At 67.8% G+C, this 26,550-nt stretch carries 19 protein-coding genes and 1 pseudogene; 8 read left to right on the top strand and 12 right to left on the bottom strand.

The window, feature by feature from the left end:
• Nucleotides 1-101 precede the first annotated feature (101 nt).
• Both QE444_RS06415 and QE444_RS06410 read left to right on the top strand, forming a co-directional pair.
• Nucleotides 102-1,253 carry an efflux RND transporter periplasmic adaptor subunit gene (locus tag QE444_RS06415; protein WP_309737569.1) on the top strand — a complete coding sequence of 384 codons (1,152 nt, stop codon included), beginning with the start codon at nucleotides 102-104 and terminating at the stop codon, nucleotides 1,251-1,253.
• The gene (locus QE444_RS06410; RefSeq protein WP_309737568.1) at nucleotides 1,253-4,351 is read left to right on the top strand and encodes a multidrug efflux RND transporter permease subunit; all 3,099 of its coding nucleotides are present in this window, start codon (nucleotides 1,253-1,255) and stop codon (nucleotides 4,349-4,351) included. Before QE444_RS06415 ends, QE444_RS06410 begins: the two co-directional genes overlap by 1 nt.
• Before the next feature lie 2 nt (nucleotides 4,352-4,353).
• Here the strand turns inward: QE444_RS06410 and QE444_RS06405 are convergent, their stop codons facing one another.
• From QE444_RS06405 to QE444_RS06380, 6 genes are all read right to left on the bottom strand, one after another.
• Nucleotides 4,354-5,742 carry an MFS transporter gene (locus tag QE444_RS06405; protein WP_285386818.1) on the bottom strand — a complete coding sequence of 463 codons (1,389 nt, stop codon included), beginning with the start codon at nucleotides 5,740-5,742 and terminating at the stop codon, nucleotides 4,354-4,356.
• A gap of 77 nt (nucleotides 5,743-5,819) precedes the next feature.
• Nucleotides 5,820-6,746 (bottom strand): hydroxymethylglutaryl-CoA lyase, encoded by a 927-nt coding sequence (locus QE444_RS06400; protein ID WP_285386820.1) that lies wholly within the window; start codon nucleotides 6,744-6,746, stop codon nucleotides 5,820-5,822.
• Nucleotides 6,743-7,933 (bottom strand): CaiB/BaiF CoA-transferase family protein, encoded by a 1,191-nt coding sequence (locus QE444_RS06395; protein WP_280310847.1) that lies wholly within the window; start codon nucleotides 7,931-7,933, stop codon nucleotides 6,743-6,745. Before QE444_RS06395 ends, QE444_RS06400 begins: the two co-directional genes overlap by 4 nt.
• Before the next feature lie 109 nt (nucleotides 7,934-8,042).
• A complete protein-coding gene (locus tag QE444_RS06390) occupies nucleotides 8,043-8,948 on the bottom strand; it encodes a LysR family transcriptional regulator (RefSeq protein WP_133862144.1) in 906 nt (301 codons plus the stop codon).
• 72 nt (nucleotides 8,949-9,020) lie between these two features.
• Nucleotides 9,021-9,491: a nuclear transport factor 2 family protein gene (locus QE444_RS06385; protein ID WP_133862145.1), complete on the bottom strand. Its 471-nt coding sequence runs from the start codon at nucleotides 9,489-9,491 to the stop codon at nucleotides 9,021-9,023.
• Between the two features lie 263 nt (nucleotides 9,492-9,754).
• Nucleotides 9,755-10,519, bottom strand: a complete 765-nt coding sequence (locus tag QE444_RS06380; RefSeq protein WP_187981155.1) for a LuxR family transcriptional regulator — start codon at nucleotides 10,517-10,519, stop codon at nucleotides 9,755-9,757.
• Nucleotides 10,520-10,671: 152 nt separating this feature from the next.
• Here QE444_RS06380 and QE444_RS06375 point away from each other — a divergent pair, with 152 nt between their 5' ends.
• On the top strand, nucleotides 10,672-12,054 hold the full coding sequence (locus QE444_RS06375) for an APC family permease (protein WP_187981154.1): 1,383 nt from the start codon (nucleotides 10,672-10,674) through the stop codon (nucleotides 12,052-12,054).
• Between the two features lie 26 nt (nucleotides 12,055-12,080).
• Nucleotides 12,081-13,013: an acetamidase/formamidase family protein gene (locus QE444_RS06370; protein ID WP_285386823.1), complete on the top strand. Its 933-nt coding sequence runs from the start codon at nucleotides 12,081-12,083 to the stop codon at nucleotides 13,011-13,013.
• On the opposite strand, the gene QE444_RS06365 is transcribed toward QE444_RS06370, so the two are convergent.
• Complete coding sequence (locus QE444_RS06365) at nucleotides 12,979-13,896, bottom strand: DMT family transporter (RefSeq protein ID WP_273863155.1); 918 nt, start codon at nucleotides 13,894-13,896, stop codon at nucleotides 12,979-12,981. The genes QE444_RS06370 and QE444_RS06365 overlap by 35 nt on opposite strands.
• Before the next feature lie 138 nt (nucleotides 13,897-14,034).
• On the opposite strand from QE444_RS06365, the gene QE444_RS06360 reads away from it, so the two are divergent.
• The gene (locus QE444_RS06360) at nucleotides 14,035-14,961 is read left to right on the top strand and encodes a LysR family transcriptional regulator (RefSeq protein WP_285386824.1); all 927 of its coding nucleotides are present in this window, start codon (nucleotides 14,035-14,037) and stop codon (nucleotides 14,959-14,961) included.
• Between the two features lie 108 nt (nucleotides 14,962-15,069).
• The gene (locus tag QE444_RS06355) at nucleotides 15,070-16,203 is read left to right on the top strand and encodes a Fic family protein (protein ID WP_187981152.1); all 1,134 of its coding nucleotides are present in this window, start codon (nucleotides 15,070-15,072) and stop codon (nucleotides 16,201-16,203) included.
• A gap of 78 nt (nucleotides 16,204-16,281) precedes the next feature.
• Here the strand turns inward: QE444_RS06355 and modC are convergent, their stop codons facing one another.
• From modC to QE444_RS06335, 4 genes are read right to left on the bottom strand one after another with little or no spacing between them, the layout of a single operon-like run.
• Nucleotides 16,282-17,358 (bottom strand): molybdenum ABC transporter ATP-binding protein, encoded by a 1,077-nt coding sequence (gene modC / locus QE444_RS06350; RefSeq protein ID WP_187981151.1) that lies wholly within the window; start codon nucleotides 17,356-17,358, stop codon nucleotides 16,282-16,284.
• The gene (modB, locus tag QE444_RS06345; RefSeq protein WP_187981150.1) at nucleotides 17,355-18,032 is read right to left on the bottom strand and encodes a molybdate ABC transporter permease subunit; all 678 of its coding nucleotides are present in this window, start codon (nucleotides 18,030-18,032) and stop codon (nucleotides 17,355-17,357) included. Before modB ends, modC begins: the two co-directional genes overlap by 4 nt.
• Nucleotides 18,033-18,036: 4 nt before the next feature.
• On the bottom strand, nucleotides 18,037-18,792 hold the full coding sequence (gene modA, locus QE444_RS06340) for a molybdate ABC transporter substrate-binding protein (RefSeq protein ID WP_187981149.1): 756 nt from the start codon (nucleotides 18,790-18,792) through the stop codon (nucleotides 18,037-18,039).
• A gap of 22 nt (nucleotides 18,793-18,814) precedes the next feature.
• Nucleotides 18,815-19,627: a TOBE domain-containing protein gene (locus QE444_RS06335; RefSeq protein WP_280310833.1), complete on the bottom strand. Its 813-nt coding sequence runs from the start codon at nucleotides 19,625-19,627 to the stop codon at nucleotides 18,815-18,817.
• A 95-nt stretch (nucleotides 19,628-19,722) separates the two neighbouring features.
• Between QE444_RS06335 and QE444_RS06330 the strand changes: the two genes are divergently transcribed.
• Nucleotides 19,723-20,151, top strand: a complete 429-nt coding sequence (locus QE444_RS06330; protein WP_187981148.1) for a molybdopterin-binding protein — start codon at nucleotides 19,723-19,725, stop codon at nucleotides 20,149-20,151.
• Nucleotides 20,152-20,431: 280 nt separating this feature from the next.
• Here the strand turns inward: QE444_RS06330 and ettA are convergent, their stop codons facing one another.
• Nucleotides 20,432-22,096, bottom strand: coding sequence for an energy-dependent translational throttle protein EttA (ettA, locus tag QE444_RS06325; RefSeq protein ID WP_285386835.1), 1,665 nt, complete (start codon nucleotides 22,094-22,096; stop codon nucleotides 20,432-20,434).
• Nucleotides 22,097-22,307: 211 nt separating this feature from the next.
• On the opposite strand from ettA, the pseudogene QE444_RS06320 reads away from it, so the two are divergent.
• Nucleotides 22,308-26,503, top strand: a pseudogene (locus tag QE444_RS06320) (EAL domain-containing protein).
• Nucleotides 26,504-26,550 lie beyond the last annotated feature (47 nt).

Raw genomic sequence — 26,550 nt, 5'->3', positions numbered from 1 at the left:
GCGGGCGCACGGCTTAACACTCTTTCACAAGAGACCTACAGACGTTTACAGGGTGGCTTGAGCGAGACGCCTACCATGGCGCTCTCCTGGAGGAAGCCTCGATGTCCCTGTCCCGCCCTGCCCTCGGCAGCCTCGTGCTGCTCTGCCTGCTGCTCGCCGCCTGCGACCGTCCGGCCCCGGACGCCGCCGCCCCGCCCGCGCCCAGGGTGCAGGTGGAGACACTGCAACCGACGCCCCTGGCCATCGCCAGCGAACTCAGTGGCCGCCTGGTGGCGCCACGGAGCGCCGAGGTGCGGGCACGGGTCGCCGGCATCGTGCTGCAGCGGGTGTTTCGCGAGGGCAGCGAGGTCAAGGCCGGCGAGGTGCTGTTCCGTATCGATCCGGCGCCGCTGCAGGCCGAGGTGGACAGCGCCGCGGCCGCCCTGCGCAAGGCCGAGGCCAGCGCCTTCCAGGCGCAGCGGCTGGCCGAGCGCTATGCGGCGCTGGTGGAGAGCGAGGCGATCAGTCGCCAGGAGCAGGACAACGCCCGCGGTGCCAGCCTGCAGGCACAGGCCGAGGTGGCAGCGGCCCGGGCAGCGCTCAAGCGGGCGCGACTGAACCTGGGCTATGCCACGGTCAAAGCGCCCATCGCCGGGCGCATCGGTAAGGCCCTGGTCACCGAAGGCGCCCTGGTCGGCCAGGGCGATGCCACGCCCCTGGCGATCATCCAGCAACTGGACCCCATCCATGCCGATGTCACCCAGTCGACCCGCCAGCTCAAGACCCTGCGCGATGCGCTGCGGGACGGTCGTCTGCAGCAGGTGGCGCCGGATCAGGCCCGGGTGACCCTGTTGCAGGAGGACGGCAGCCCCTATCCCGAGAGCGGCCGCCTGCTGTTCGCCGATCTGGCGGTGGACGCCAGCACCGGGCAGATCACCCTGCGCAGCCAGTTTCCCAATCCGCGGCACGACCTCCTGCCGGGCAGCTTCGTGCGGGTGCGCCTGGAGCAGGCGCGCCTCGACCGGGGCCTGAGCGTGGCGCAGCGGGCGGTGCAGCGCAGCGTCGATGGTGGGGCCCAGGTCTGGGTGGTGGACGCCGAAAACCGGGTGGCCCTGCGCGAGGTGCGTCTGGGCCCGGTAGTCGAAGGGCGCTGGGTGGTGGAGTCCGGTCTCGCCGCCGGTGAGCGGGTGTTGCTCTCCGGCCTGCAACAGGCGCAGCCGGGCCTGGTGGTGGAGCCTGAAGAAGCCCAGGCCACCGCGGCGGAGGTGCGCTGATGGCCAGCTTCTTCATCGACCGCCCGGTGTTCGCCTGGGTGGTGGCGCTGTTCATCCTGCTCGCCGGCCTGCTGGCCCTGCCGCAGTTGCCGGTGGCCCAGTATCCCAACGTGGCACCGCCGCAGATCGAGCTGACCCTGAGCTATCCGGGCGCCTCGCCGCAGACCCTGGACGAGAGCGTGGTCAGCCTGGTCGAGCAGGAGCTCAATGGCGTCAACCATCTGCTCTACTTTTCCTCCAGCAGCAGCCAGGGCAGCGCCACCCTGACCGTGACCTTCCAGCCCGGCACCGATCCGGAGCTGGCCAAGGTGGACATCCAGAATCGCCTCAAGGTGGTGGAGCCGCGCCTGCCGCGTGCGGTCACCCAGCAGGGCATCCAGATCGAGGAGACCTCCGCCGGCTATCTGCTGTTCGTCACCCTTACCGCCACCGATGAGCGCCTCGACACCACCGCCCTGAGCGACTATCTGGCGCGCAACGTGGTCAACGAGCTGCGCCGCCTGGACGGCGTGGGCAAGGCCCAGCTGTTCGGCGCCGAGCACGCCCTGCGCGTCTGGCTCGATCCCAGTCGCCTGGTGGCGGTCGGTCTGACCCCGGCGGACGTGACCCGCGCCATCGCCGAGCAGAACGTCCAGGTGGCGGCCGGCAGCCTTGGCGAGTTGCCCGCCCCCGCCGGCCAGGAGCTGAGCGCGCCGGTATTGATCAAGGGCCAGTTGAGCGACCCGGCGGAGTTCGCCGGCATCCTGCTGCGTGCCGGGGCCGATGGCTCCAGCGTGACCCTGGGCGACGTGGCCCGGGTCGAGGTGGGCAGCCAGAGCTACAACTTCGGCACGCGGCTGGACGGCAAGCCTTCGGTGGCGGTCGGGGTGCAGCTGGCACCCACCGCCAACGCCCTGGCCACCGCCAAGGCGGTGCGCGCCAAGCTGGCCGAGCTGTCCCGGTACTTTCCGCCGGGCATGAAATACGACATCCCCTACGACACGGCGCCCTTCGTCGAGATCTCCATCACCCAGGTCATCCATACCCTGCTGGAGGCCATGGCGCTGGTGTTCGCGGTGATGTACCTGTTCCTGCAGAATCTGCGCTACACCCTGATCCCGACCCTGGTGGTGCCGGTGGCACTGTTGGGCACCTGCGCCGTGCTCCTGGCGCTAGGGTATTCAATCAATGTGCTGACCCTGTTCGGCATGGTGCTGGCCATCGGCATCCTGGTGGATGACGCCATCGTGGTGGTGGAGAACGTCGAGCGGCTCATGGCCACGGAGGGACTGGATCCGCGCGCCGCCACCCGCAAGGCTATGGGCGAGATCTCCGGCGCCATCGTCGGCATCACCCTGGTGCTCACCGCGGTCTTCGTGCCCATGGCCTTCATGAGCGGCTCGGTGGGCGTCATCTATCGTCAATTCTCGGCATCCATGGCGGTGGCCATCCTCCTTTCCGCCTTTCTCGCCCTGAGTCTGACCCCGGCGCTGTGCGCCACCCTGCTCAAGCCGATTCCCCAAGGTACCCATGCCCGCGGCGGCTTCTTTGGCGCCTTCAACCGGGGCTTCGAGCGGCTGACCGCCGGCTTCGAAGGCTGGGTGGCCCGCGCCATCCGCCGGCTGCTGCCCAATCTCCTGCTGTTCGCCGTCCTGCTGGTGGCCCTGGTGGCGCTCTATGGCCGCCTGCCCGGCGCCTTTCTGCCTACCGAGGACCAAGGCTATCTGATCACCGACATCCAGCTGCCGCCCGGCGCCACCCAGGAGCGCACCCTCAAGGTGCTCGAGCGACTGGAACGCCATTACGCCGCCGAACCCGGGGTGGCCAACGACCTCGTGCTGCTCGGCTTCAGCTTTTCCGGCAGCGGCCAGAACGCCGCCCTGGCCTTCACCACCCTCAAGGACTGGTCCGCCCGCGGCCCGACCGACTCCGCCGCGGCCATCGCCGAACGCGCCAACGCCGCCCTGGCCGGCGAGAGCGAAGCCCAGGGTTTCGCCGTGCTGCCGCCACCGGTGGAAGGCCTGGGCACTTCCAGCGGTTTCGAGGTGCGCCTGCAGGACAGGTCCAATCGCGGCCAGGCGGCGCTCAAGGCGGCGCGGGATGAGTTGCAGGCCCGGCTGGCGGGCAATCCGATCATCGCCTACGTGCGGGAGACCGCCCTGGCCGACAGCGCCCAGGTGCAGCTAGTGGTGGATCGCCGCCAGGCCGCCGCCCTGGGGGTAGGCTTCGCCGCCCTCGGCGAGACCCTGGGCACTGCCCTGGGCTCAAGCTATGTCAACGACTTCCCCAATCGCGGCCGGATGCAGCAGGTGATCGTGCAGGCCGAGCTGGGCAGCCGCAGCCAGGTGGACGACCTGCTGCGCCTGGAGGTACGCAACGAGCGCGGCCGCATGGTGCCGCTGTCCGCCTTCGTCAACGCCGACTGGACCCAGGGCCCGGCGCAGCTGTCGCGCTACAACGGCTATCCCGCCATCAGCCTGTCCGGCGAACCGCTGCCCGGTCACACCACCGGCGAGGCCATGGCCGAACTGGAGCGCCTGACTGCCGAGTTGCCGCGTGGTTTCGCCCTGGAATGGACGGCGCTGTCGCTGCAGGAACGCCTCTCCGCCGGCCAGGCACCGGTGCTGCTGGGGCTGTCACTGCTGGTGGTGTTCCTCTGTCTGGCGGCGCTCTATGAAAGCTGGTCGATTCCCACCGCGGTATTGCTGGTGGTGCCCCTGGGCGTACTCGGCGCGGTGCTGGCGGTGACCCTGAGGGGGATGCCCAACGATGTCTTCTTCAAGGTCGGCCTGATCACGGTGATCGGTCTCACGGCGAAGAACGCCATCCTGCTCATCGAATTCGCCAAGCGCCTGCACGATGGCGGCCTGGACCTGTACCAGGCCACCTGTCGCGCCGCCCGGCTACGCCTGCGACCCATCGTCATGACTTCGCTGGCCTTCATTCTCGGTGTGGTGCCCCTGGCCCTGGCCACCGGTGCCAGCTCGGCGAGCCAGCAGGCGGTGGGCACCGGGGTGATCGGCGGCATGCTCAGCGCCACCCTGGCGCTGGTCTTCGTGCCGGTGTTCTTCGTGCTAGTGCTGCGGCTGGTCCGGCGCTGGCACGCGCCGGAACTCTAGCCTCAGGAGTTGAGGGAGCGCTTGTCGCCCAGCAGCGCGGCATCCTCGACCGGCGCGGGCTCCGGCGGGCGGGCGCCGATCTTGTCCGAGGTCCGCAGGCTCTGCGGCAGTGCCCAGAACATCAGGCCGGCGGCCAGCAGGCTGGTGCAGCCAATGAGATAGAGCGCCGGGGTGGTGCTGCCGGTCATGTCCTTGATGTAGCCCACCATCACCGGACTGACGATGCCACCGAGCTGCCCCAGGGTGTTGATCAGGGCGATACCCCCCGCGGCCCCTGCGCCCGCGCCGGCCAGCAGTTTCGGCGGCAGCGACCAGAAGGTCGGGATGGCGGCGATGATGCCGGCGCCCATCAGGGCCAGGGACAGGATCAGGAAGGTGGTGTGGTCGGCGAAGAGTCCCGCGCTGAAGAACCCCAGGGCGCCGGCGATCACCAGACCGCAGACGAACTTGCGCCGCTCGCCGCTGGCGTCCGACAGCCGGCCCACCACCACCATGCTGATGGCGCCGAAGACGTAGGGCACGGCGGTCAGCAGGCCGATGAGGGTGGGGCTCTCGGTCCCGGCACTGCGGATCAGCTGCGGCGCCCAGAAGTTGAGGCCATAGGAGGCGACCTGGATCAGGAAGTAGATCACCGCGAGCAGCAGGAAGCCCGGCAGTCGGATCGCCGCCAGCAGCGAGCCATGGCTGTTGTTTTCATGACGGGCGATGCGGCTGGCCAGGAAGGTCTTCTCGTCGGCGTTGAGCCAGGGCGCATCGGCGATGCGGTCATGCAGCAGGCGCAGCACCAGCACGCCCAGCAGCACGCAGGGGATGCCACCCGCCAGGAACAGCCAGTGCCAGCCGCGAATGCCGAGCAGGCCGTCCATCTGGCCGAGGATCATCCCGGAGACGGGGGCGCCGATCAGCCCGGCGAAGGCCGAGGCGAGGAACAGCGTCGAGGTGATGCGCCCGCGATAGCTCTGCGGAAACCACAGCGTCAGGTAGTAGAGTATCCCCGGCGCGAAGCCGGCTTCCATGGCGCCGATGAGGAAGCGCAGCACATAGAACTGCCATTCGGAGGTGACGAACATCATCAGCGCCGTGGCGATGCCCCAGGAGATCATGATGCGCGCGATCCAGCGCCGAGCGCCGACCTTGTACAGCATCATGTTGCTGGGTACCTCGAACAGCACATAGCCCACCACGAAGAGTCCCGCGCCCAGGCCATAGGCGGTGTTGCTCAGCGACAGGTCGGCCTGCAGCTGGAACTTGGCGAAGCTGATGTTGATGCGATCGAAGAAGGCGAACAGGTAGCAGATCATGATCAGCGGCATGAGCCGCCAGGCGACCTTGCGGACGATGGCCTGTTCGGCGGCCGCCACGGCGGCGGCGGAGGTTGCGGATAAGGGCATAGCGGTCTCCCGGGAGCGGCCAGACTGGCGCTCCTTTGTTGTTGTAGTCAGGGCGAACGAATGAAAGCGGGTGCGGCTCAGCCAGCGGTCGCGGGCGGCGGATGCAGATCGCAATTGCGCCCGGCCTTGGCCACCTGGCCGGGGGTGTCGTGCCCCAGCAGCGCCGGCAGGGTGCGCGACAACTCGATCAGCCGTTGCAGGTCGATGCCGGTCTCCACGCCGATCTCGGCGCAGAGATTCACCAGGTCCTCGGTGCAGATATTGCCGGAGGCGCCCGGGGCGAAGGGGCAGCCACCGAGGCCACCGAGGGCGGCGTCGAAGCGCCGGGCGCCGGCTTCGTAGGCGGCCAGGACGTTGCTCAGGCCCAGGCCGCGGGTGTTGTGGAAATGCAGGGTCAGGGCGGACGCCGGGATCAGTTCCAGCACCTGGCGGACGATCCGCGCAACCTGTCGCGGATTGGCCATCCCGGTGGTGTCGGCGAGGGTGATGCCGGTCATGCCCAGCGCCAGATAGCGCTGCACCAGTTCGAATACCCAGCCTTCGTCGATGCGTCCTTCGAAGGGGCAACCGAAGGTGGTCGCCACGGTGCCGTTGAGCGAGACCGCCTGCCCCTTGGCCAGCTGCACCACCTCGGCGAAGCTGGCGAGGGACTGCTCGCAACTCATGCGCATGTTGGCGCGATTGTGGGTCTGGCTGGCGGAGAGCACCAGGTTCAGCTCGTCGGCGCCTGCCGCCAGGGCGCGCTGGGCGCCCTTGAGATTGGGCACCAGAGCGACATAGGTCACCCCGGCCCGGCGGGCGATGCCCTGGAACACCGCCTCGCCGTCGCGCAGCATGGGCACCGCCTTGGGCGAGACGAAGGAACCGGCCTCGATCCGCGAGAAACCCAGCGCGGAGAGCCCGTCGATCAGGGCGATCTTGTCGGCGGTTTCCACCCAGCTCGGCTCGATCTGCAAGCCGTCACGGGGCGCGACTTCCTGGACGATCAGGCGTTCGCTACTCATTGCACCACCCCGCTCTTTCTGAGTCGCTGGATATCCGCTTCGCTCAGCCCCAGTTCGGCCAGCAGGCCATCGGTGTGCTCACCGAGGGTCGGACCCTGCCAGTTGACCTGGCCCGGGGTGGCCGACAGCTTGGGTACGATGCCCGGCATCTTCAGGGTGGCGCCGTCGGGCAGAGTGGTGTCCAGCAGCATCTCCCGCGCCTGGTAATGGGGATCGGTGACGATGTCGGCGGCGGAATAGATGCGTCCGGCCGGAACCTCGGCACCTTCGAGGATCTCCAGCACCTCGTCGATGCCGCGACTGCCGGTCCAGGCGGCGATGGCCTCGTCGATCAGCTCGCAGTGGCGGGCGCGCCCGTCGTTCTGCGCCAGATCCGGGCGCTCGGCCAGATCGGGTCGGCCGATGGCCTGCATCAGCCGCACATAGATGGGATCGCTGTTGCCGGCGATCACCACGAAACCGCCGTCGCCGGTGGGATAGGTGTTGGACGGGGCGATACCGGGCAAGGCGCCACCGGTACGCTCGCGCACATGGCCGAGCATGGAGTATTCGGGTACCAGGCTTTCCATGACGTTGAAGACGCTCTCGACCAGGGAGACGTCAACCACCTGGCCATCGCCCTGGCCGGTCTTGACCCGCAGCACCGACATCAGGGCGCCGATCACCGCGTGCATGGAAGCCAGGGAATCGCCCAGGCTGACCCCGACCCGCGCCGGCGGCACGCCCGGAGTACCGGTGGTGTAGCGGATGCCGCCCATGGCCTCGCCGATGGCACCGAAGCCGGGGCGATCACGATAGGGGCCGGTCTGGCCGTAGCCGGAGATGCGCACCAGGGTGAGCTTGGGATTGAGGGCGTGCAGCACGTCCCAGCCCAGGCCGAGCTTTTCCAGGGCGCCCGGGCGCAGATTCTCGATGAGCACGTCGGCGCCCTCGACCAGCTGTTTGACCAGGGCCACGCCTTCGGCGGAACGCAGATTTAGGGCGAGGGACTTCTTGTTGCGCGACTGCAGGTACCACCAGAGCGAGGTGCCCTCGTGCAGCTTGCGCCACTTGCGCAGGGGATCGCCCTTGTCCAGGGCTTCGATCTTGATCACTTCGGCGCCGAATTCGGCCAGCAGGCGGGCGGCGAAGGGGGCGGCGATGAGCGTGCCGATCTCGATGACACGGAGTCCGGTGAGAGCCGTCATGGCGGGCGAGCCTCTTTGTTATTGGAATGAGGCCGATGCTAGGACAATAGAGCAGCCGGTGGTTAACGTCTTTCGGCAAGGGGTCTTCGCGAATCGCGAAGACCCGGATTCAGACCTCCAGCAGGTGGTCGTAGAGCAGCCGGCTGACCGGCGACAGCGTCTCGACGTCGCGGACCACCAGCGCCAGGCTGCGCTGGGACCAGTCGTCATCCAGCGCCGCGGCGATCAGTCCGAGCGGTCGCCCGATGAGTTCGAAGGCCTGCAGCGGCAGCACGCCCAGCCCGAAACCCGCCTGCACCATGCGGCACACGGCATCGAAGCCGGGTACATGGATGCGCAGGCGCAAGGCCTTGCCGTGACTGCGGGCGGCGGCCTTGGTGCGCAGGTTGATGAAGCTGTCGGCGTGCAGGCCGACGTGGTCATCGTCCAGGGTCTCGGCGAAGGCCAGCCGTGCGCGGGCGGCCAGGCGATGATCGGGACGCATCACCACCACCAGGGTGTCCTGCCGGTAGGGCACGGCCAGCAGGCCGCGGGTGTCGGTGTCCGAGGAGCAGATGCCCAGGTCGGCGGCGCCTTCCAGCACGCCCTTCACCACCCCGGCGCTGGGTCGCTCGTCCAGGCTGATCTTGACCTGGGGATGGCCGACGGTGAAGGCCTGCAGGTCCTCGGGGAGGAATTCGATGATGGCGGAGATGTTGGCCATCATCCGCACGTAGCCGCGCACGCCCTGCAGGTGTTCGCCGACGTCGATGCTGATGCGCTCGACGTCGGCAAGGATGCGCTTGGCGTAATGCAGCAGCGTCTCGCCGACCGGGGTAAGGGTGGTGCCCTTGGCGTTGCGCTCGAAGAGTTCGATGTCGAGCGACCGCTCCAGATCATGCAGGCGCTTGCTGGCGGCGGACAGGGCGATCATCTCGCGCTCGGCGGCGCGGGTCAGGGTGCCCTCCTCGTGCACCGCCAGCAGCAGCTGCAGCGAGACCAGGTCGAGGCGGCGGAGCAGGTTGCGGTAGTGCATCGTCTTGCGGTCCTGGCGGCCAGAGGTCCTTGTACAGGACCAGGCCCGCCCGGGCTAGCCGCCCGCCTCCGGTCAGAGACCCAGGTCGCTCAAGCCGGGATGGTCATCCGGCCGCCGCCCCTGGGGCCAGTGAAACAGCCGCTCGGCCGCGGTGATCGGCAGGTCGTTGATGCTGGCGTGACGCTCGGCCATCAGGCCCTGGTCGTCGAAGTGCCAGTTCTCGTTGCCGTAGGCGCGGTACCACTGGCCGTCTTCGTCCCGCCATTCGTAGGCGAAGCGCACGGCGATGCGCGCGCCGTCATGCGCCCAGAGTTCCTTGATCAGCCGGTACTCGTGCTCGCGCTGCCACTTGCGGGTGAGAAAGGCCTCGATGGCGACGCGGCCCTGGAGGAAGTCGGCGCGATTGCGCCAGCGGCTGTCGACGGTGTAGGCCAGGGCCACCTTGGCGGGATCGCGGCTGTTCCAGCCATCTTCGGCGGCGCGGACCTTCTGCTGGGCGGATTCGAGGGTGAACGGCGGGACGGGAGGACGGGCAGCGCTCATGGGACTCTCCTGGGCAGATGAGGCCCCAGTGTCGGGCCGTGGCGGGGGTGGCACAAGGTCGAACGGCCCACGGATCCGGCCAAGTTGCTCAGCGCCTGTTCAACGGCTGCTGCGCGTCGGCCAGACTGCCTTGAAAATGGCCTGGGTCGCCAGCCCGGTCGGAATGCTCATCTACCACTCGTGAACCCGAGCGCGGGTCCGACCCGCTTCCTCAGCCCTTTGCTTCTTGCTTGGCTCTCGCTCGCGAGACATTGAACAGGCTCTCAGACCTCGACCAGGCGATAGTGCAATCCCCGCACCACCGCCTCGACCCGGTTGCGTGCGCCCAGTTTGCGGGCGGCGGAGTTGAGGTGCAGGTTGACCGTGGCGGTAGAGCGGTTGAGGGTCGCGGCGATGCGCTTGGCGGTCAGCCCCTTGGCGGAATATTGCAGGCATTCACGCTCGCGCGGTGTCAGGCGGACCTGGCCGCAGCGCCGTTCGGCGGGCGCGAGCAATTCGTCGGCGCGGGCCTGGAAGGCATGGGCCAGCACCAGGAAGGCGCCCAGGCAGGCTTCGCCGGCGGCCTCGGCGTCCGGGGCCTCGGCATCGAGGATGCCGGTCAGGGTGGCGAAGGCGCCCCCCGGCAGGTGCAGCGGCACGGTCACCCCGGTGGCCAGGCCGCTGTCGCGCACATAGCAGGTGACCGGGCGATGACTGTCACCCAGGTACTCGCGCAGGGCGCTGCGGGTTTCGCTGCGAAACGACCAGACGAAGGGCGCCGCACGCCGACTGGCGCATTGCTGCACCGGGTCGATCTGGTAGTAGCCGCGCTCGCACCAGAAGGCCTGCATGTCCGCCGGGGCGTTGCGTACCTTGAACACCGAGGGGGTGATGAGTACCCCGTCGTGACTGAGGGGCACCGGGGCGTAGTCGTAGATCAGCGCCTTGCAGCCCAGGTGGCCGGCACTGGCCTGGACGGCATCCAGACAGGCGTCAAGCGTGGGCAGCCCGGCGAGGCGGCTGCTGACGGTGAGCAGATCGGCATGCATCTTGGAGCTCCTGCCCTGATGGCGATGGGGAAAGCGAAGCAAAGGCTCTGCCAGTCGCCCCCGGCCTGCTGCAAACCTAGCACTTTTGTGGATGGGGCCAGGCCCCACCCTGGCCTAGAGTCGAGCCTACCCCGCCCCTTCGAGGAAGCCCCATGACTCAGCACGCTCCGTCCGGCGACGCCGCCGACCTCGCTCGCTTCGGCTACACCCAGGAACTCAAGCGCCAGCTCGGGCTGAAGGACCTGCTCATCTACGGCCTGGTGTTCATGGTGCCCATCGCGCCCTTCTCCATCTTTGGCGGGGTGTTCGACGCCAGCCACGGCATGGTGCCCCTCACCTACCTGATCGGCTTCGTCGCCATGCTGTTCACCGCGGTCAGCTACCAGCAGATGTCGCGCGCCTTTCCGGTGGCCGGTTCGGTCTACGCCTACGTCGGTCGCGGCCTGCACCCGGCGCTGGGCTTTCTCGCCGGCTGGGCCATCCTGCTCGACTACCTGCTGGTGCCCACCCTGCTCTATGTGATCGGCGCCAACGCCATGGCCAACGTCATCCCGGTCATTCCCCAGCCGCTGTGGATCGTTTTCTTCGTCGGCCTCAACACCCTGGTCAACCTGCGCGGCATCGAGACCACCGCCCGCGCCAACCGGCTGTTCCTCTACGGCCAGCTGGCGGTGCTGCTGGTGTTCGTGGTGCTGGCCGCGCTGGCCATCAGCCGCGGCGTGAATGGCGCCGAGTGGAGCCTGAAGCCGCTGTACAACCCCCAGGAATTCTCCCTGCCACTGATCTTCAGCGCGCTGTCGGTGGCGGTGCTGTCCTTTCTCGGCTTCGACGCCATCTCCACCCTCTCCGAGGAAACCCGCGGCGGCAGCCGGGTAGTGGGTCGCGCCACGCTGCTGGCCCTGACCCTGGTGGCCGCGCTGTTCATGGTGCAGACCTGGCTGGCCGCCCTGCTGCAACCCAACCTGATCCAGTACCCCGACGCCGATGCCTCGAACAACGCCTTCTACGAGATCGGTCGGTTGATCGCCGGCCCCTGGCTGCAGGTGGTGATCGCCCTGGCGGTGGCCATCGGCGCCGCCATCGCCAACGCCCTGGTGGCCCAGGCCGCCACGTCGCGCCTGCTGTTCGCCATGGCCCGTGATCGCCAGATGCCGCAGTTCCTGCGGCAGATCCATCCCGTGACCCAAGTGCCGCAGCGCGCCATCCTGCTGGTGGCGGCCCTGAGCCTGGTGCTGGGGCTGTTCTTTGTCGGCCAGATCAACCTGCTCGCCTCCATGTGCAACTTCGGTGCGCTGACCGCCTTCCTGCTCCTGCATGTGGCAGTGGCCTGGCATCACCGCGGCGCCGGTCGCCCGCTGCTGCATGCACTGGTCCCGCTGGTCGGTTTCATCATCCTCGCCTATGTGCTGTTCAACGCCGACGTCTACGCCAAGGTCGGCGGCAGCTGCTGGATGGTGCTGGGCCTGGCCGTGCTGGCCTTCCTCAGGCTCAGCGGCCGGACCACGGAATTCAAGGCGAACGACGCCGTCCATTAGGCACAGACCCGCCGCGGAGGCTCCCGATGATCAAGACCCTGCACAGCCAGCACTGCCATTGTGGCTGGGATCACAGCCTCCCCCCGGCGCTGGAGGTCGCGCCGGGAGAGACGGTCAGCTTTGCCTGCCGCGACGCGGCAGACGGCCACTTCCACGGCCACTCCAGCGCCGCCGACATCGCCACCCTGCCCTTCGAGCGGGTCAATCCGGTCTGCGGTCCGCTGTGGATCGAGGGTGCCGAGCCGGGCGACGTGCTCAAGGTGACGCTGGACAGTTTCACCCCCAGCGGCTTTGGCTGGACCGCCAACATTCCCGGCTTCGGCCTGCTCGCCGACCAGTTTCCGGACCCGGTGCTGCAGCTCTGGCATTACGACCGCAGCGGTCAGATGCCGGCCGCCTTCGGCGAGCTGGCGCGGGTCCCGCTCAAGCCCTTCGCCGGCACCCTGGGGGTGGCGCCCGCGGCGCCGGGTCTGCACTCGGTGGTGCCGCCGCGACGGGTGGGCGGCAATCTGGATATCCGCGACCTGGCCGCCGGCACCAGCCTCTACCTGCCGGTGGAGGTCGCCGGGGCGCTGTTTTCCATTGGCGACACCCATGCCGCCCAAGGCGATGGCGAGGTCTGCGGCACCGCCATCGAGAGCGCCATGGCGGTCACCGCCACCTTCGAGCTGATCAAGGGGCGACCGCTGGCCATGCCCCGCTTCAGCACCCCGGGGCCGGTCACCCGACACCTCGACGGCGCCGGTTACGAGGTCTTCACCGGTGTCGGACCCGACCTGCTGGCCGCGGCGCGGATGGCCGTCAGCGGCGCCATCGACTGGCTCGGGCAGACCCGCAACCTGCCGGCGGAGCAGGCCTATCTGCTCTGCTCGGTCTGCGGCGATCTGCGCATCAGCGAGATCGTCGACGTGCCCAACTGGGTGGTCAGCTTCTATTTTCCGCGGATCGTGTTCGAATAGCCGGGGCCGAACGGTCTGGCGTCCGCCGCGGCAACGTCCCCCACAGCGAGGCGATGACGATCAGCAGGCCGCCCAGCCAGCCCCAGAGGCCCAGGCGTTCGTCCAGCCAGAAGCTGGCGAACAGCGCGCCGAACAGCGGCTCGGCGCCCATCAGCAGGGCGACGCGGGTGGCGCTGGTGCGGCCCAGGGCAAAGTTCTGGGCGAGAAAGGCGCCCAGGGTGCAGAACAGCACCAGGTAGCCGGTGGCGAGCCAGAAGCCCGCTTGCATGGGCAGCGGTGCCAGGCCCGGGCCCAGGGCGAACAGCAGCAGACAGGCCAGGCCCACCACCCCGGTCTGCACGGCGGTCAGCGCCAGGGCCGGCACCGGGGCACTGGCCTGCTGCAGACGCCGACGCACCACGCAGACATTGACCGCGCGCAATACGGCCGCCAGCAGGATCAGGCCGTCACCCAGGTTGAAGCTCAGGGTCACCCCACGGGTCAGCAGCCCGGCGCCCGCCACCGCCAGCCCCGCGGCGCCCAGGGCGCGGGCCTCGGGGCGCTGACCGAGCAGCCACCACTCGGCGAAGGGCGTCAGGGCCACGCAGAGGCTGATGAGAAAGGCGGCGTTGCTGGCGCTGGTCAGGGCCACGCCATAGGTCTCGGCGAGAAAGATCGCCAATAGCAGCAGCCCGGTCGGCACCCCGGGTCGCCAGGCCCGCCGGCCCTCGCCCTTCAGGGTTGGCAGTAGCAGCGCCGCGGTGAGACAGAAGCGCAGCGCCAGGTAGCCGAGCACCGGATAGAGCATCACGGCGTCCTTGACCACGGCGTAGCTGGTCCCCCAGACCAGGGCGGTAGCGAGCAGCAGGCCTTCGGCGAGACCGAAGGTGGGGCGTTGCGACATGACAGCTTCTCCCTGAATCAGGCCGCCAGTGTGCCCGCCCCTGACCAGCACGATAAGCCCGCCAGCGTGCATAGCTCTTGTTCCCCCGGGGAAGCAATGGCAGCCTTTCCAGCCCTATTGCTTCTGGCGGACTTCGGCATGGATCTCCTGCGCGCCCTCCCCCTGCTGCCCTGCATGGTCGCCTTCGCCAAGGTGGTGGAGACCGGCAGCTTCACCGCGGCCGCCCGGCTGATGGACGCCACACCCTCGGCGGTCAGTCGTCAGGTCGCGCGGCTGGAACGGGAGCTGGGGGTGCGTCTGCTGCAGCGCACCACCCGCCAATTGCGGCTGAGCGAAGCCGGCCGCGAGGTACTCGGCCACTGCCGTCAGCTGCTGGCCGCCGCCGGTGCGGCGCTGGACAGTGGCCTGCAGCACAGCGAGGAACCGCGCGGGCAGGTACGACTGGCGGTGCCCAAGGCGGTCGGCTACCGGCTGATCGCCCCTTTGCTGCCGGAATTCTTCCAGCGCTATCCGCAGGTGGATCTGCAACTGCGCCTGGACGATCGCCCGCTGGATCCTATCGCCGACGACCAGGATCTGCTGGTGCGCATCACCGAGCAGCCACCCGCCGGCTTCGTCGCCCGGCCACTGCGCGAGATGGACTTCGTGCTCTGCGCCAGCCCGGCCTATCTGCAGCGCCGCGGCACGCCGCAGCAGCCCCAGGCGCTGGCGGAGCACGATTGCCTCTACCTCGGCGAAACCCCGGGCGACCAGCGCTGGCAACTGCGCCGTGGCGACCGGGTGGAAAGCGTAACGGTGCGCGGCCGCCTGGCCTGCAACCACAGCGGCGTGCGCCTGGAGGCGACCCTCGCCGATCTGGGCATCGCCTGCCTGCCGGCCTTCGCCGCCGAAGCCGGCCTGGCCGCCGGCAGTCTGCGGCGGGTGCTGCCCGACTGGCAATACCTCGGCCCCTACCAGGGCACCGCCTGGCTGCTCTATCCGCCGGATCGCCAGTTGCCAGCGGCGGTCAGGGTGCTGGTGGATTTCCTGCTGGAGCGGCTGTCCAGCTCTAGAGCAGGCCGATAGCAGTCCCTTCAGATACCCCTACTCAACCCGTTCATTTTGCTTTGCAATAGGATTCTTCCTACTCCCTGGTACAGCCAGGCCCCCAATCGCCATGAGGATCCTCGCAGGATGCAAGTCGAACAGTTCGTGTCCGGCCATTGGCTGCAGCAGTATCAATACAAGAGCTTTTCCCCTGCTCCGATCAACTGCGAATGGCAATGGCTGGATCCTCAACTCAATACCCTTCTGGAGCGAGCCTCTCGGTCACTGGCGGAATTGAATGCACTTTCCCTGATGGTGCCGGACGTGGATCTTTTCATCCGCATGCACATTGCCAAGGAAGCCAATACCTCCAGTCGTATCGAAGGGACCCAAACGCAGATGGACGAAGCCATCATGCGTCGGGAACAAGTGGCGCCCGAAAAGCGCGACGACTGGCAGGAAGTGCAGAACTACATCGAGGCCATCAACACTGCAGTATCCGACCTGGAGCATTTGCCGCTATCCATTCGCCTGCTCAAACAGACCCATGCAGTGTTGATGCAGGGCGTACGCGGCGCGCACAAGCTACCTGGCGAATTTCGCAGCTCGCAAAACTGGATTGGCGGCAGCAACCTGAACAACGCTGTCTTCGTGCCCCCTCATCCCGATCAGGTCGCTGAGCTGATGGGTGATCTGGAGAAGTTCTGGCACAACGAGCAGATCCTGGTACCCGATCTCATACGTATTGCACTGAGCCACTACCAGTTCGAGACTATCCACCCTTTCCTAGACGGCAACGGTCGAATCGGTCGCTTGCTGATCACGCTCTACCTGGTAGACAAAGGCTTGCTGCATAAGCCCGCGTTGTACCTGTCCGACTTCTTCGAACGCAATCGTGGTGCCTACTATGACGCCTTGACGGTGGTCCGCAGCTCCAACGACCTACTCCATTGGCTACGTTTCTTTCTGACAGCCGTTGCCGAGACCGCCACCAGCAGCAAGAACACCTTCATGGAAATCATGGCGTTACGCCAGGGTGTCGAGCATCAAATCCTCGCCCTGGGTGGCCGTGCGGAAAATGCCAAGCGTCTACTGCTGTATCTGTACCAGCGCCCCATGCTCAGTGTGAACGAAGCAGCCGAGCATCTGGGCGTTACCCACCAGAGCGCTAATATTCTGATTCGTAAGCTCGAAGAGCTAGGCGTACTGGTCGAGACAACAGGCTATGGACGCAATCGCCTGTTCCTCTTCGAGCGCTATTTCCGCCTGTTCATGCGCTGATGTCCTGCTCTTACATATGCGTCCCCATATGTAAGAGCAGAGGTTTTTTCTTACATATGGGAACGCCTATGTAAGGCATCAAGCCAGGACCGCCACCGACTTGAGCTGCGCCCAGACCCGGCTCCCCGGCTGCAACGCCAGCCGCTCCAGCGAATAGCGGGTGATCCGTGCCAGCAGCGCCGCGCCGCCCAGGTCCAGGCGCACCAGCACCTGGGCCGGCGAACGGGTCGGGGCGATCTCGGCGATGGTTGCCGGCAGCACATTGAGGATGCTGCTGTGCTGGCGCTCCAGGCTGAGGCTGACATCCCGCGCCAGTACCTTGATGCGCAGCGCCTGGCCGGGCGGTAGCGGGGCATGGGCCAGCAGCACGCGCTGCTCGCCGGCCAAGCCCAGGCTGAGCAGGCCGTAGTCCGGATCATGGCCGAGCACCCGCCCTTCCAGCACCACCCCGGCGTCATCGGCCAGGGCGATGGGCAGGTCGAGGCGCGCCAGTACCTCGGTGGTCGGCCCACTGGCCAGCACCCGACCCCGCTCCAGCAGCACCAGGTGATCGGCCAGTCGCGCCACCTCGTCGGGGGCATGGCTGACATAGAGGATCGGCAGCGCCAGCTCACGGGTCAGGCGCTCCAGGTAGGGCAGGATCTCCGCCTTGCGCTCGGCGTCCAGCGCCGCCAGGGGTTCATCCATCAGCAGCAGCCGCGGACTGGTCAGCAGCGCCCGGGCGATGCCGACCCGCTGGCGTTCGCCGCCGGACAGGCGCGCCGGCATCCGCGAAAGCAGTCCCTCGATGCCCAGCAGCTCGATGACCTGCTCTAGCGCCAGCCAGCGCTCGTCCGGCGCGACCCGCTGCCAGCCGAACAGCAGGTTGCGGCGCACGTCCAGGTGCTCGAACAGATTGGCGTCCTGGAAGACATAGCCCAGGGCGCGTCGGTGCGGCGGCAGGAACAGGCCGCGGTCGCTGTCCTGCCAGGTCTCCCCGGCCACCACCAGACGCCCGCGGGCGGCGGGTTCGAGTCCGGCCACGCACCTCAGGCAGCTGGTCTTGCCCGAACCCGAGGGCCCAAACAGGGCGGTGACGCCGCTGCCTGGCAGGGCGAGGTCCACAGCCAGCACGAAGTCGGCATGCCGCAGTTCGAAGCGCGCGGCGAGACTCATGTCCAGGCCGACCGCCCGCGACGGCCATAGAGCAGCAGGAGGATCACGAAGGAAAAGGCCAGCATGCCGCCGGCCAGGAGATGCGCCTGGGGATACTCCATGGCTTCCACGTGATTGAAGATCTGGGTGGAGACCACCTGGGTCCGCCCGGGAATGTTGCCGCCGATCATCAGCACCACGCCGAATTCGCCCACGGTATGGGCAAAGCCGAGGATGGCGGCGGTGACGAAGCCCGGCCGCGCCAGCGGCAGCACCACGTGGAAGAAGGTATCCAGGGGACTGGCCCTCAGGGTGGCCGCGGCCTCCAGGGGGCGCGGACCGATGGCCTCGAAGGCGTTCTGCAGCGGCTGCACCACGAAGGGCAGCGAATAGCACAGCGAGCCCACCACCAGCCCGGCGAAGGTGAAGGGCAACCGCCCCAGCCCCAGGGCCGAGGTCGCCTGTCCCACCCAGCCCTCCGGCCCCATGGCCAGCAGCAGGTAGAAGCCGATCACCGTGGGCGGTAGCACCAGCGGCAGGGCCACCAGGGCACCGACCGGCCCCTTGAGCCAGGAGCGGGTGCGCGCCAGCCACCAGGCGAGGGGCGTACCCAGCACCAGCAGCAGCAGCGTGGTCACGCTGGCCAGTTCCAGGGTCAGGCGGATCGCCGCCCAGTCCGCCGCGCTCAGGCTCATGGGATCACTGCCGGTAGCCGTAGGCCTTGAGCACCGTGGCCGCCTGGGGTCCCTTGAGATAGGCCAGCAGCGCCTTGGCTGCCGGCTGATCCTGGCCCTTGTCCAGCAACACGGCGTCCTGGCGAATCGGCGCATAGAGCTCGGCCGGTACGATCCAGGCCGAGCCTTCCTTGACCTTGCCGTCCTGATAGATCTGCGACAGGGCAACGAAACCCAGCTCGGCATTGCCGGTGGCGACGAACTGGTAGGTCTGGGTGATGTTCTGACCTTCCACCCGCTTGGCCGCGACCGCCTCGGTCAGGCCCAGCTTGGCCAGCACCTGGGTGGCGGCCAGGCCATAGGGCGCGGTCTTGGGATTGGCCACGGCCAGGTGGGCGAAGGCGTTCTGCTTGAGCACCGCGCCTTCGCTGTCCACGTAGCCGGTCCTGGGCGACCAGAGCGCCAGGGTGCCGATGGCATAGGTGAAGCGCGAGCCCTTGACCGCCGCGCCCTCGCTTTCCAGCTTGGCCGGGGTGCTGTCGTCGGCGGAGAGGAAGACCGCAAAGGGGGCGCCATTCCTGATCTGGGTGTAGAGCTGACCCGTGGCGCCGCTGGAAATCACCAGCTGATGGCCGGTGTCCCGGGTGAACTGCTCGCCGATGGCCTTGAGCGGTGCGCTGAAATTGGCGGCCACGGCCACCTGGACCTCGTCGGCCAGGGCGGGCGCGGCCAGCGTCGCGGTGAGCAGGGAAAGCAACAGGCGGGAACGGCTGGTGGTCATCGGATCGGGCTCCTTGGGATGGTCAGGATGCGCTCATCAGCAGGACGCTGGCGGAGCTGAAACAGGCGCAGGCGGCCAGGCCCGGGACGAGTCCCAGCTGGCGACTGCTAGTGGCGGTCAGGGTGGCGGTGACGCGGCGACCGGCCGGTAGCGCCAGCACCACCTCGTGGTTGATCGGTCCCTCATGGACGCGCTCGACCTCTCCCCACCACAGATTCTGCGCCGACAGGCGCAGCCCCGGATCGGTGCCGATCAGCACTGCCGAAGCCTTGACCAGGGCCACCACGGCGCGACCTGGCGCCAGGCCGAGCTGCGCGGCGCTGTCGCGGGTGACCAGGGCAGTGAGTCGCGTGGCATCGTCCAGGCGCAGCACCACGGCGCTTTCCACATCGCCCTGTTCGAGCGCCTCGACCACGCCGGAAAACTGGTTGCGGGCGCTGCTGCGCCAGTTGAGGTTGAGCAGCAACTGGCGAAAATCGGCCACTTCGGTGCGACTGGCCTCGTCCAGTCCGGCCGCCACCTGGTCCAGGGTCGTCTGGTAGTGCTGCTCCAGCGCCCGATAGAAGGCCACCACACGCTGGCCATAGGCGGTCAGCCGGGTGCCGCCGCCGCCGCTGCCCCCCGCGCTGCGGGCGACCAGGGGCTGGGCGGAGAGGTTGTTGATCTGGTCCACCGCGTCCCAGGCCGCCTTGTAGGACAGTGGCACCCGCTTGGCCGCCTGGCTGATGGAGCCGGTGGCGGCGATGGCCTCCAGCAGACGAATGCGGGTCTGGGTCAGCTCGGCGCCGACACTGCTTTCCAGCGACAGGTGGGCAATGAAGGGCGAGGCGCTCATGTCAGGGACTCCCGGCGTCCGGGTTGTATGACTACAACGCTCCGACCTAGAGTGGCGCCCCCTGCCTCTTCCCCAACGTTCAGGAGCGATATCCAATGAAGGTCAGTGCCCGCAATGTCTTCCCGGGAACCGTCAGCCAGGTGCGCGAAGGCGCGGTGAATGCAGAGGTGACCCTTACCCTGACCGGCGGTACCGAGCTGGTGGCCGTGGTTACCCTGGACAGCGTGAAGAGCCTGGAACTGGCGCCGGGCACGTCGGCGGTGGCCCTGGTCAAGGCGCCCTGGGTGATGGTGATGAGCGCCGATAGCGGACTGCGCCTGTCGGCGCGCAACTGCCTGGCCGGAACCGTGGAGAGCATCAGCGATGGCGCGGTCAACGCCGAGGTGGTCATCGCCCTGCCCGGTGGCAGCCGCGTGGTGGCCATGGTCACCCGTGACGCGGTGCAGGAGCTGCAGCTGGCACCGGGCGTGGCCGCCACGGCGGTGTTCAAGGCGTCTCATGTGATCCTGGGGGTCCCGGCCTGATCCTGGGGGCGGCGGATCCGATCCGCCAGGGCGTTATAGCCTAAAGTATATAGCGTGAGACAAAAGAAAACGCCGGCAGGTTTCCCTGCCGGCGTTTCGCTTGGCGCTTGAGAAGCTATTCACGATCTCGCGAGCTAGAGACAAACAAGGCCTAGGCGGCCCCGCGAAAACCCCTGAGGAAGCGGAGCCCACACCGGTAAATGAGCATTCCGACGGGGCTAGCCACCCAGGGCATTTTCAACGCCGTTTGGCCGACGCGCAGCAGATCGTGGAGAGCTTTTTAGGCCAGCTTCTTGTACTTGACCCGCTTGGGCTGGGCCGCGGCCTCGCCCAGGCGCTTCTTGCGATCGGCTTCGTACTCGGTGTAGTTGCCTTCGAAGAACACCACGTTGGAATCGTCCTCGTAGGAGAGGATGTGGGTGGCGATGCGGTCGAGGAACCAGCGATCGTGGGAGATCACGATGGCCGCGCCGGGGAAGTCCAGCAGGGCGTCTTCCAGGGCGCGCAGGGTTTCCACGTCCAGGTCGTTGGAGGGTTCGTCCAGCAGCAGCACGTTGCCGCCCTGCTTGAGGGTCAGCGCCAGGTGCAGACGACCGCGCTCACCGCCGGAGAGGTCCTTGACGAACTTCTGCTGGTCGGCGCCCTTGAAGTTGAAGCGACCCACGTAGCTGCGCGAAGGCACCTCGTAGTTGCCGATCTTGATCACGTCGGAGCCGTCGGAGACCTGCTCCCAGACGGTCTTGGTGTCGGACAGGTTCTCGCGGCTCTGATCGACGCTGGCCAGTTGCACGGTATCGCCGATCTCGATGCTGCCGACGTCCGGCTGCTCCTTGCCCATGATCATGCGGAACAGGGTCGACTTGCCGGCGCCGTTGCCGCCGATGACGCCGACGATGGCGCCCTTGGGCACCACGAAGCTCAGGTCGTCGATCAGCAGGCGATCACCATAGCCCTTGCTGACGTTCTTGAACTCGATGACCTTGTCGCCCAGGCGCTGGCCGGCGGGGATGTAGATCTCGTTGGTCTCGCTGCGCTTCTGGAATTCCTGGGACTGCATTTCCTCGAAGCGCTGCAGGCGGGCCTTGGACTTGGACTGGCGGGCCTTGGCACCGGAGCGCACCCATTCCAGTTCGGCCTTCATGGCCTTGGCGTGGGCGGCTTCCTGCTTGGCTTCCTGGGTCAGGCGCGCGGCCTTGGATTCCAGCCAGCCGGAGTAGTTGCCCTCGAAGGGGATGCCCTGGCCGCGGTCCAGTTCCAGGATCCAGCCGGCGACGTTGTCGAGGAAGTAGCGGTCGTGGGTGATGGCCACCACGGTCCCGGGGAAGTCGTGGAGGAAGTGCTCCAGCCAGGCGACCGAGTCGGCGTCCAGGTGGTTGGTGGGTTCGTCCAGCAGCAGCATGTCGGGGGCCGACAGCAGCAGGCGGCACAGCGCCACGCGGCGCTTCTCGCCACCGGAGAGCACGCCGACCTTGGCGTCCCAGGCCGGCAGGCGCAGGGCATCGGCGGCGACTTCCAGCTGGCGCTCCAGGTTGTGGCCGTCGGCGGCCTGGAGGATGGCTTCCAGCTTGGCCTGCTCGGCGGCCAGGGCGTCGAAGTCGGCATCCGGCTCGGCGTAGGCGGCATAGACCTCGTCCAGCCGGGCCTGGGCCTGCTTGATCTGACCGACCGCTTCCTCGACCACGTCACGAACTGTCTGCTCGGGATCAAGTTTCGGTTCCTGCGGCAGATAACCCACATTGATACCGGGCATCGGCCGCGCTTCACCTTCGATCTCGGTATCGACGCCGGCCATGATGCGCAGCAGCGTCGATTTACCCGCACCGTTCAGACCGAGCACGCCGATCTTGGCGCCGGGAAAGAACGACAGGGAGATGTTCTTGAGGATTTCACGCTTGGGCGGCACGACCTTGCCGACCCGGTGCATGGTGTAGACGTATTGAGCCATGGTGGGACCTTGGGACCGGAATGAAAAACAGGGGACACAGTATGGCGTCAGCAGCGAACGCTGTCGAAACCCCGCGCGACGAAAGCGCCGGTGCTGATCACGCGGAAAAAACCGGCGGAGACACCGTCCGGTCCCTTATCATAGGCCATCCCTGCCCCGCGGAATCGGGCGCAGCCGAACGGCCATCGTCTCTGCAGGAACGCAGTCCGTCGTGAACAGCCCGCCCTCCTCGCTGCCGGAAGAGCCGCTCGCCCCCGCTTCGCGACGCCTGACCCGCGGTCTGCTGATCCTCTCGCTGGTGGCCATGCTGGCCCTGATGTTCTGGCAGGCCCTCGCCAGCGTGGCCGAGCGCGAGACGCTGCGGCGCGAACAGCTGGATGGCCTGACCCGACAGCTGGCCAACACCGTCGAATTCGGGCTGGCGCTCAAGGCCCAGGCGGTGCGCAGCACCCTGCGCTGGTCGCTGGACCCCACCCTGCCGCTGGCCCCCAATCTGCTGCTCGGCCTCAAGGACTTCTTTCCCGGACTGCAACAGGTACGCTGGCTGCCGGCCAACGCCAACCTGCGCAGTGCGCGCCTGGGCGATACGCCGGACGCCGCCTTCATCCAGCAACTGATCGCGCGCGCCGGCCAGGCCGACTTCCGTTACGGCTACAACGGTCAGGCCACCGCGGCGCCCCTCTATGTGCTGCTGGCCGGCGATCCACAACTGCAGAATGGCTGGTGGGTGCTGACCAGCGCCCCCCTGCTCGAACCCCTGTGGCGGCCGACCCGGGTACCGTCCGGCCTCGACTGGCGTCTGGAAGATCGCTCCCAGGGCACCCTGCTGTTCCGCGGCGGAGAAGCCCCGGCGGCGAACAGCGTCGACGAGGTACGCCAGGAGCTGGCCTACAGCAACTGGCAGGTAGTGGGCAGCCATCCCGCCGAAGACATGGGCACCACGCTGCTGGGGGCCTCCTTCGGCCGCCTGGCGCTGTTCAGCCTGTCCGGCCTGGTGGCCGTCATCCTGCTCTATTTGCTGTTGCGCGAAGAACGTGGCCTGCGCGCCCTCACCCTCGCCTCGCGACGCGGCCTGCGCCTGGCCGGCATCGCGCTCAACGGGATCGAGGAAGCCGTCTGCATGACCCAGGCCGATGGTCGCCTGGTGCATGTCAACGCCACCGCCGCGCGGCTGCTGGGCATCGCCGCCAATGACGCCCAGCAATTCTTCCTCGCCAGCCTGCTGCCCGAGCTGGTCGCCCTGACGGCCGCCGAGCGTGACAGCGGCGCCCTGGTCACCCTGGCGGTGGAAGGCCAGCCGCGGCGCTTCGCGGTCAGCTGCCACGCCCTGGCGGACAGCCAGCCCAGTGCCCGGGTCCTGCGCGACCGCACCCAGACCCAGGATGGCTTCGTCTGGGTCTTGCGCGACGTCACCGAACAGCAGCGCAACCTGGAGACCATCCAGACCACCCGGCAGCGCTACGAAAGCATCTTCAACGGGGTGCACACCGGCATCTGCGTGGTGGATCTGAGCGCCGTCCAGCCGCACATGCAGGCCCTCGGCCTGGAGCGCCCCGAGCAACTGGGGGAGCTGTTCGCCCGCGAGCCCGAAGTCCTGGATAGCCTGGGCCGCCAGGTGCGCATCACCGAGATCAACCAGCGCGCCCTGGAAATGCTCGGCATCGAGCACCTCGACCAGGCCTGGGCGCGGCTGGTGGGTGACTCCCGCGTCCAGCTCGGTGGCAAGAGATACCGCCTGCTGGCCGGCCTGCTCTCCGGCCAGCAGGTACTGGAACTCGAGACCTGCATCGGCACTGCCGAGGGCGAACGGCACCTCTGGCTGACCATGCACCTGCCAGCCGACCCCCGGCACCTCGACGCGACCCTGCTCAGCCTCAACGACATCACCCAGCGCAAGCTCGGCGAATTGCGCCTGCTCGAGCGCGACAGCTTCTGGTCGAATCTGATCAGCGCCATCCCCGACACCCTCTATACCTATGACGTGGCCAGCGGCGAGCTGACCTACGAGAGTCGTTCGCTGGCCCTCAAGCTCGGCTATCCGCCGGAAGCCTTCGCCAGCCTCGGGCGCGCGCGCCTGCACCCGGATGACCTCGAACTGCACGAGCGGGTGGTGAGCATGCGGCCGACGCTCTCCGACCAGCCCAGCAGCAGCCTCTTGCGCTGGCAGCACCGCAACGGCGGCTGGCGCTGGTTCGACGTGCGCGAGCAGCGCCTCGCCCGTGCGGCGGACGGCACCGCGGCGAGCGTGGTCGGGCTGGCCCTGGATGTCACCGACATGGTGCGGGCCAGCGAGCGCCTGCGCGAAAGCGAGAATCGCTACCGGCAGCTGGCGGAAAGCATCAGCGACGTCATCTTCACCACCGAAACGCCCAGCTGGTGCTCAACTACATCAGTCCCTCGGTGGAGGAATTGCTCGGCTATCCCGTCGGCGAGCTGCAACAACGCACCCTGGCCGAACTGGTGGTGCACTCGCGCCAGTGGCAGGAGGTGCGCCGCACCCTGCAGCGGCTGCTGCGCAGCCTCGACAATCCGCGCGCCCTGGCCGAGTTGCGCCGGGAACACTTCGCGCCCCTGTTGCTCGACTGCCTGCACGCCCAGGGCCACACCCTGCAGATCGAGCTGCGCCTCAAGCCGCTGTGGGACGACCACGAGCGCTTCGCCGGTCTGCTCGGCATCTGCCGCGATATCTCCGCCCAGCGCCGCACGGAAAAGGACATGCGCATGGCGGCCACGGTGTTCGACCACTCCGCCGGCGCCATCCTGGTCACCGACCCGGCCGGCTACATCGTGCGGGTCAACCGCACCTTCACCCGCATCACCGGCTTCAGTCCCGAAGAGGTGTTCGACCAGCAGCCGATGATGCTCTGCGCGGACAAGCAGGAAGCCAACCAGCTGCAGCACGTGATGCAGCAGCTGCGTACCCAGGAGAGCTGGGAAGGCGAACTCTGGCAGCGCCGCCAGGACAACGAGCCCTATCCCTCCTGGGTCGGCATCACCGCCATCCGCGACGACGACGGCGACCTGATGAGCTATGTCTGCTTCTTCGTCGACATCAGCGAGCGCAAGGCCAGCGAAAGGCGCATCCACCGCCTGGCCTACTACGACGCCCTGACCCTGCTGCCCAACCGCACCCTGTTCCAGGATCGCCTGCACAACGCCCTGCAGCAGAGCCGCCACAACGGCAGCTGGGTGGTGCTGATGTTCCTCGACCTCGACCGCTTCAAGCCGATCAACGACAGCCTCGGCCACGCCGCCGGCGACCGCCTGCTCAAGGACGTGGCCATGCGCCTGACCGCCTGCGTCGGCACCGAGGACAGCGTGGCGCGCATGGGTGGCGACGAATTCACCCTGCTGCTGTCCGGTCTGGAAAGCCGCGAGGTCGCCCTGGCCCAGGCGATCCGCGTCGGCGAGCAGATCCTCTCCCAGCTGTCCGAGGCCTTCGTGCTCGAAGGCCGCGAATTCTTCGTCTCCGCCAGCATCGGCATCGCCCTCTCGCCCCAGGACGGCCATGAACTCAGCCAGCTGATGAAGAACGCCGACACCGCCATGTACCACGCCAAGGAGATGGGCAAGAACAACTTCCAGTTCTACCAGGCCGAGATGAACGCCCGCGCCCTGGAGCGCCTGGAACTGGAAGCCGATCTGCGGCACGCCCTGCTGCAGGGTGAATTCCGCCTGCACTACCAGCCGCAGTACCGTTGCGACAACCGGCGCCTGACCGGGGTCGAGGCCCTGCTGCGCTGGGAGCATCCGGTGCGCGGCCACGTCTCGCCGGCGGAATTCATCCCGGTGCTGGAAGAGATCGGCCTGGTGGTCCAGGTCGGCGACTGGGTGATTCGCGAAGCCTGCCGGCAGATGCGCGAATGGCACGCGGCCAGGGTGCGCATTCCCAAGGTCTCGGTGAATCTCTCCGCCCGCCAGTTCAGCGATGGCCAGCTCGGCCAGCGCATCGCCGAGATCCTCGCCGAGACCGGCCTGGCGCCGGCCTGCCTGGAGCTGGAACTGACCGAAAGCATCCTGATGCGCGACGTCGGCGAGGCCCTGCAGCTGCTGGGCGAACTCAAGAGCCTGGGCCTGTGCATCGCGGTCGACGACTTCGGCACCGGCTATTCCTCGCTCAACTACCTCAAGCAGTTCCCCATCGACATCCTCAAGATCGACCGCAGCTTCGTCGACGGCCTGCCCCACGGCGAGCAGGATGCGCAGATCGCCCGGGCCATCATCGCCATGGCCCACAGCCTCAATCTCTCGGTGATCGCCGAGGGCGTCGAGGAGCCGGCGCAACTGGAATTCCTGCGCCTCCATGGCTGCGACGAGGTGCAGGGCTTCCTCTTCGACCGTCCGCTGCCGCCGGATCTGCTGCGCGAGCGGCTGGAGCACCAGGGGCTGTTCCCCGTCCTGACATGAGACCGATGGCGGCGGCGCATGACCGGCGCTCATACCTCAGAGTTCCC

The sequence above is a fragment of the Pseudomonas sp. SORGH_AS_0199 genome (genome assembly GCF_031453735.1).
In the GTDB taxonomy this organism is placed as follows: domain Bacteria; phylum Pseudomonadota; class Gammaproteobacteria; order Pseudomonadales; family Pseudomonadaceae; genus Chryseomonas; species Chryseomonas aestiva.
This window is presented reverse-complemented; position numbering and strand designations above follow the sequence as displayed.

Excerpts from the sequence above, each read along its gene's own strand:
- QE444_RS06415 (WP_309737569.1), top strand. The coding sequence starts at position 102 with ATGTCCCTGTCCCGCCCTGCCCTCGGCAGCCTCGTGCTGCTCTGCCTG.
- QE444_RS06410 (WP_309737568.1), top strand. The coding sequence starts at position 1,253 with ATGGCCAGCTTCTTCATCGACCGCCCGGTGTTCGCCTGGGTGGTGGCG.
- QE444_RS06405 (WP_285386818.1), bottom strand. The coding sequence starts at position 5,742 with ATGCCCTTATCCGCAACCTCCGCCGCCGCCGTGGCGGCCGCCGAACAG.
- QE444_RS06400 (WP_285386820.1), bottom strand. The coding sequence starts at position 6,746 with ATGAGTAGCGAACGCCTGATCGTCCAGGAAGTCGCGCCCCGTGACGGC.
- QE444_RS06395 (WP_280310847.1), bottom strand. The coding sequence starts at position 7,933 with ATGACGGCTCTCACCGGACTCCGTGTCATCGAGATCGGCACGCTCATC.
- QE444_RS06390 (WP_133862144.1), bottom strand. The coding sequence starts at position 8,948 with ATGCACTACCGCAACCTGCTCCGCCGCCTCGACCTGGTCTCGCTGCAG.
- QE444_RS06385 (WP_133862145.1), bottom strand. The coding sequence starts at position 9,491 with ATGAGCGCTGCCCGTCCTCCCGTCCCGCCGTTCACCCTCGAATCCGCC.
- QE444_RS06380 (WP_187981155.1), bottom strand. The coding sequence starts at position 10,519 with ATGCATGCCGATCTGCTCACCGTCAGCAGCCGCCTCGCCGGGCTGCCC.
- QE444_RS06375 (WP_187981154.1), top strand. The coding sequence starts at position 10,672 with ATGACTCAGCACGCTCCGTCCGGCGACGCCGCCGACCTCGCTCGCTTC.
- QE444_RS06370 (WP_285386823.1), top strand. The coding sequence starts at position 12,081 with ATGATCAAGACCCTGCACAGCCAGCACTGCCATTGTGGCTGGGATCAC.
- QE444_RS06365 (WP_273863155.1), bottom strand. The coding sequence starts at position 13,896 with ATGTCGCAACGCCCCACCTTCGGTCTCGCCGAAGGCCTGCTGCTCGCT.
- QE444_RS06360 (WP_285386824.1), top strand. The coding sequence starts at position 14,035 with ATGGATCTCCTGCGCGCCCTCCCCCTGCTGCCCTGCATGGTCGCCTTC.
- QE444_RS06355 (WP_187981152.1), top strand. The coding sequence starts at position 15,070 with ATGCAAGTCGAACAGTTCGTGTCCGGCCATTGGCTGCAGCAGTATCAA.
- modC (WP_187981151.1), bottom strand. The coding sequence starts at position 17,358 with ATGAGTCTCGCCGCGCGCTTCGAACTGCGGCATGCCGACTTCGTGCTG.
- modB (WP_187981150.1), bottom strand. The coding sequence starts at position 18,032 with ATGAGCCTGAGCGCGGCGGACTGGGCGGCGATCCGCCTGACCCTGGAA.
- modA (WP_187981149.1), bottom strand. The coding sequence starts at position 18,792 with ATGACCACCAGCCGTTCCCGCCTGTTGCTTTCCCTGCTCACCGCGACG.
- QE444_RS06335 (WP_280310833.1), bottom strand. The coding sequence starts at position 19,627 with ATGAGCGCCTCGCCCTTCATTGCCCACCTGTCGCTGGAAAGCAGTGTC.
- QE444_RS06330 (WP_187981148.1), top strand. The coding sequence starts at position 19,723 with ATGAAGGTCAGTGCCCGCAATGTCTTCCCGGGAACCGTCAGCCAGGTG.
- ettA (WP_285386835.1), bottom strand. The coding sequence starts at position 22,096 with ATGGCTCAATACGTCTACACCATGCACCGGGTCGGCAAGGTCGTGCCG.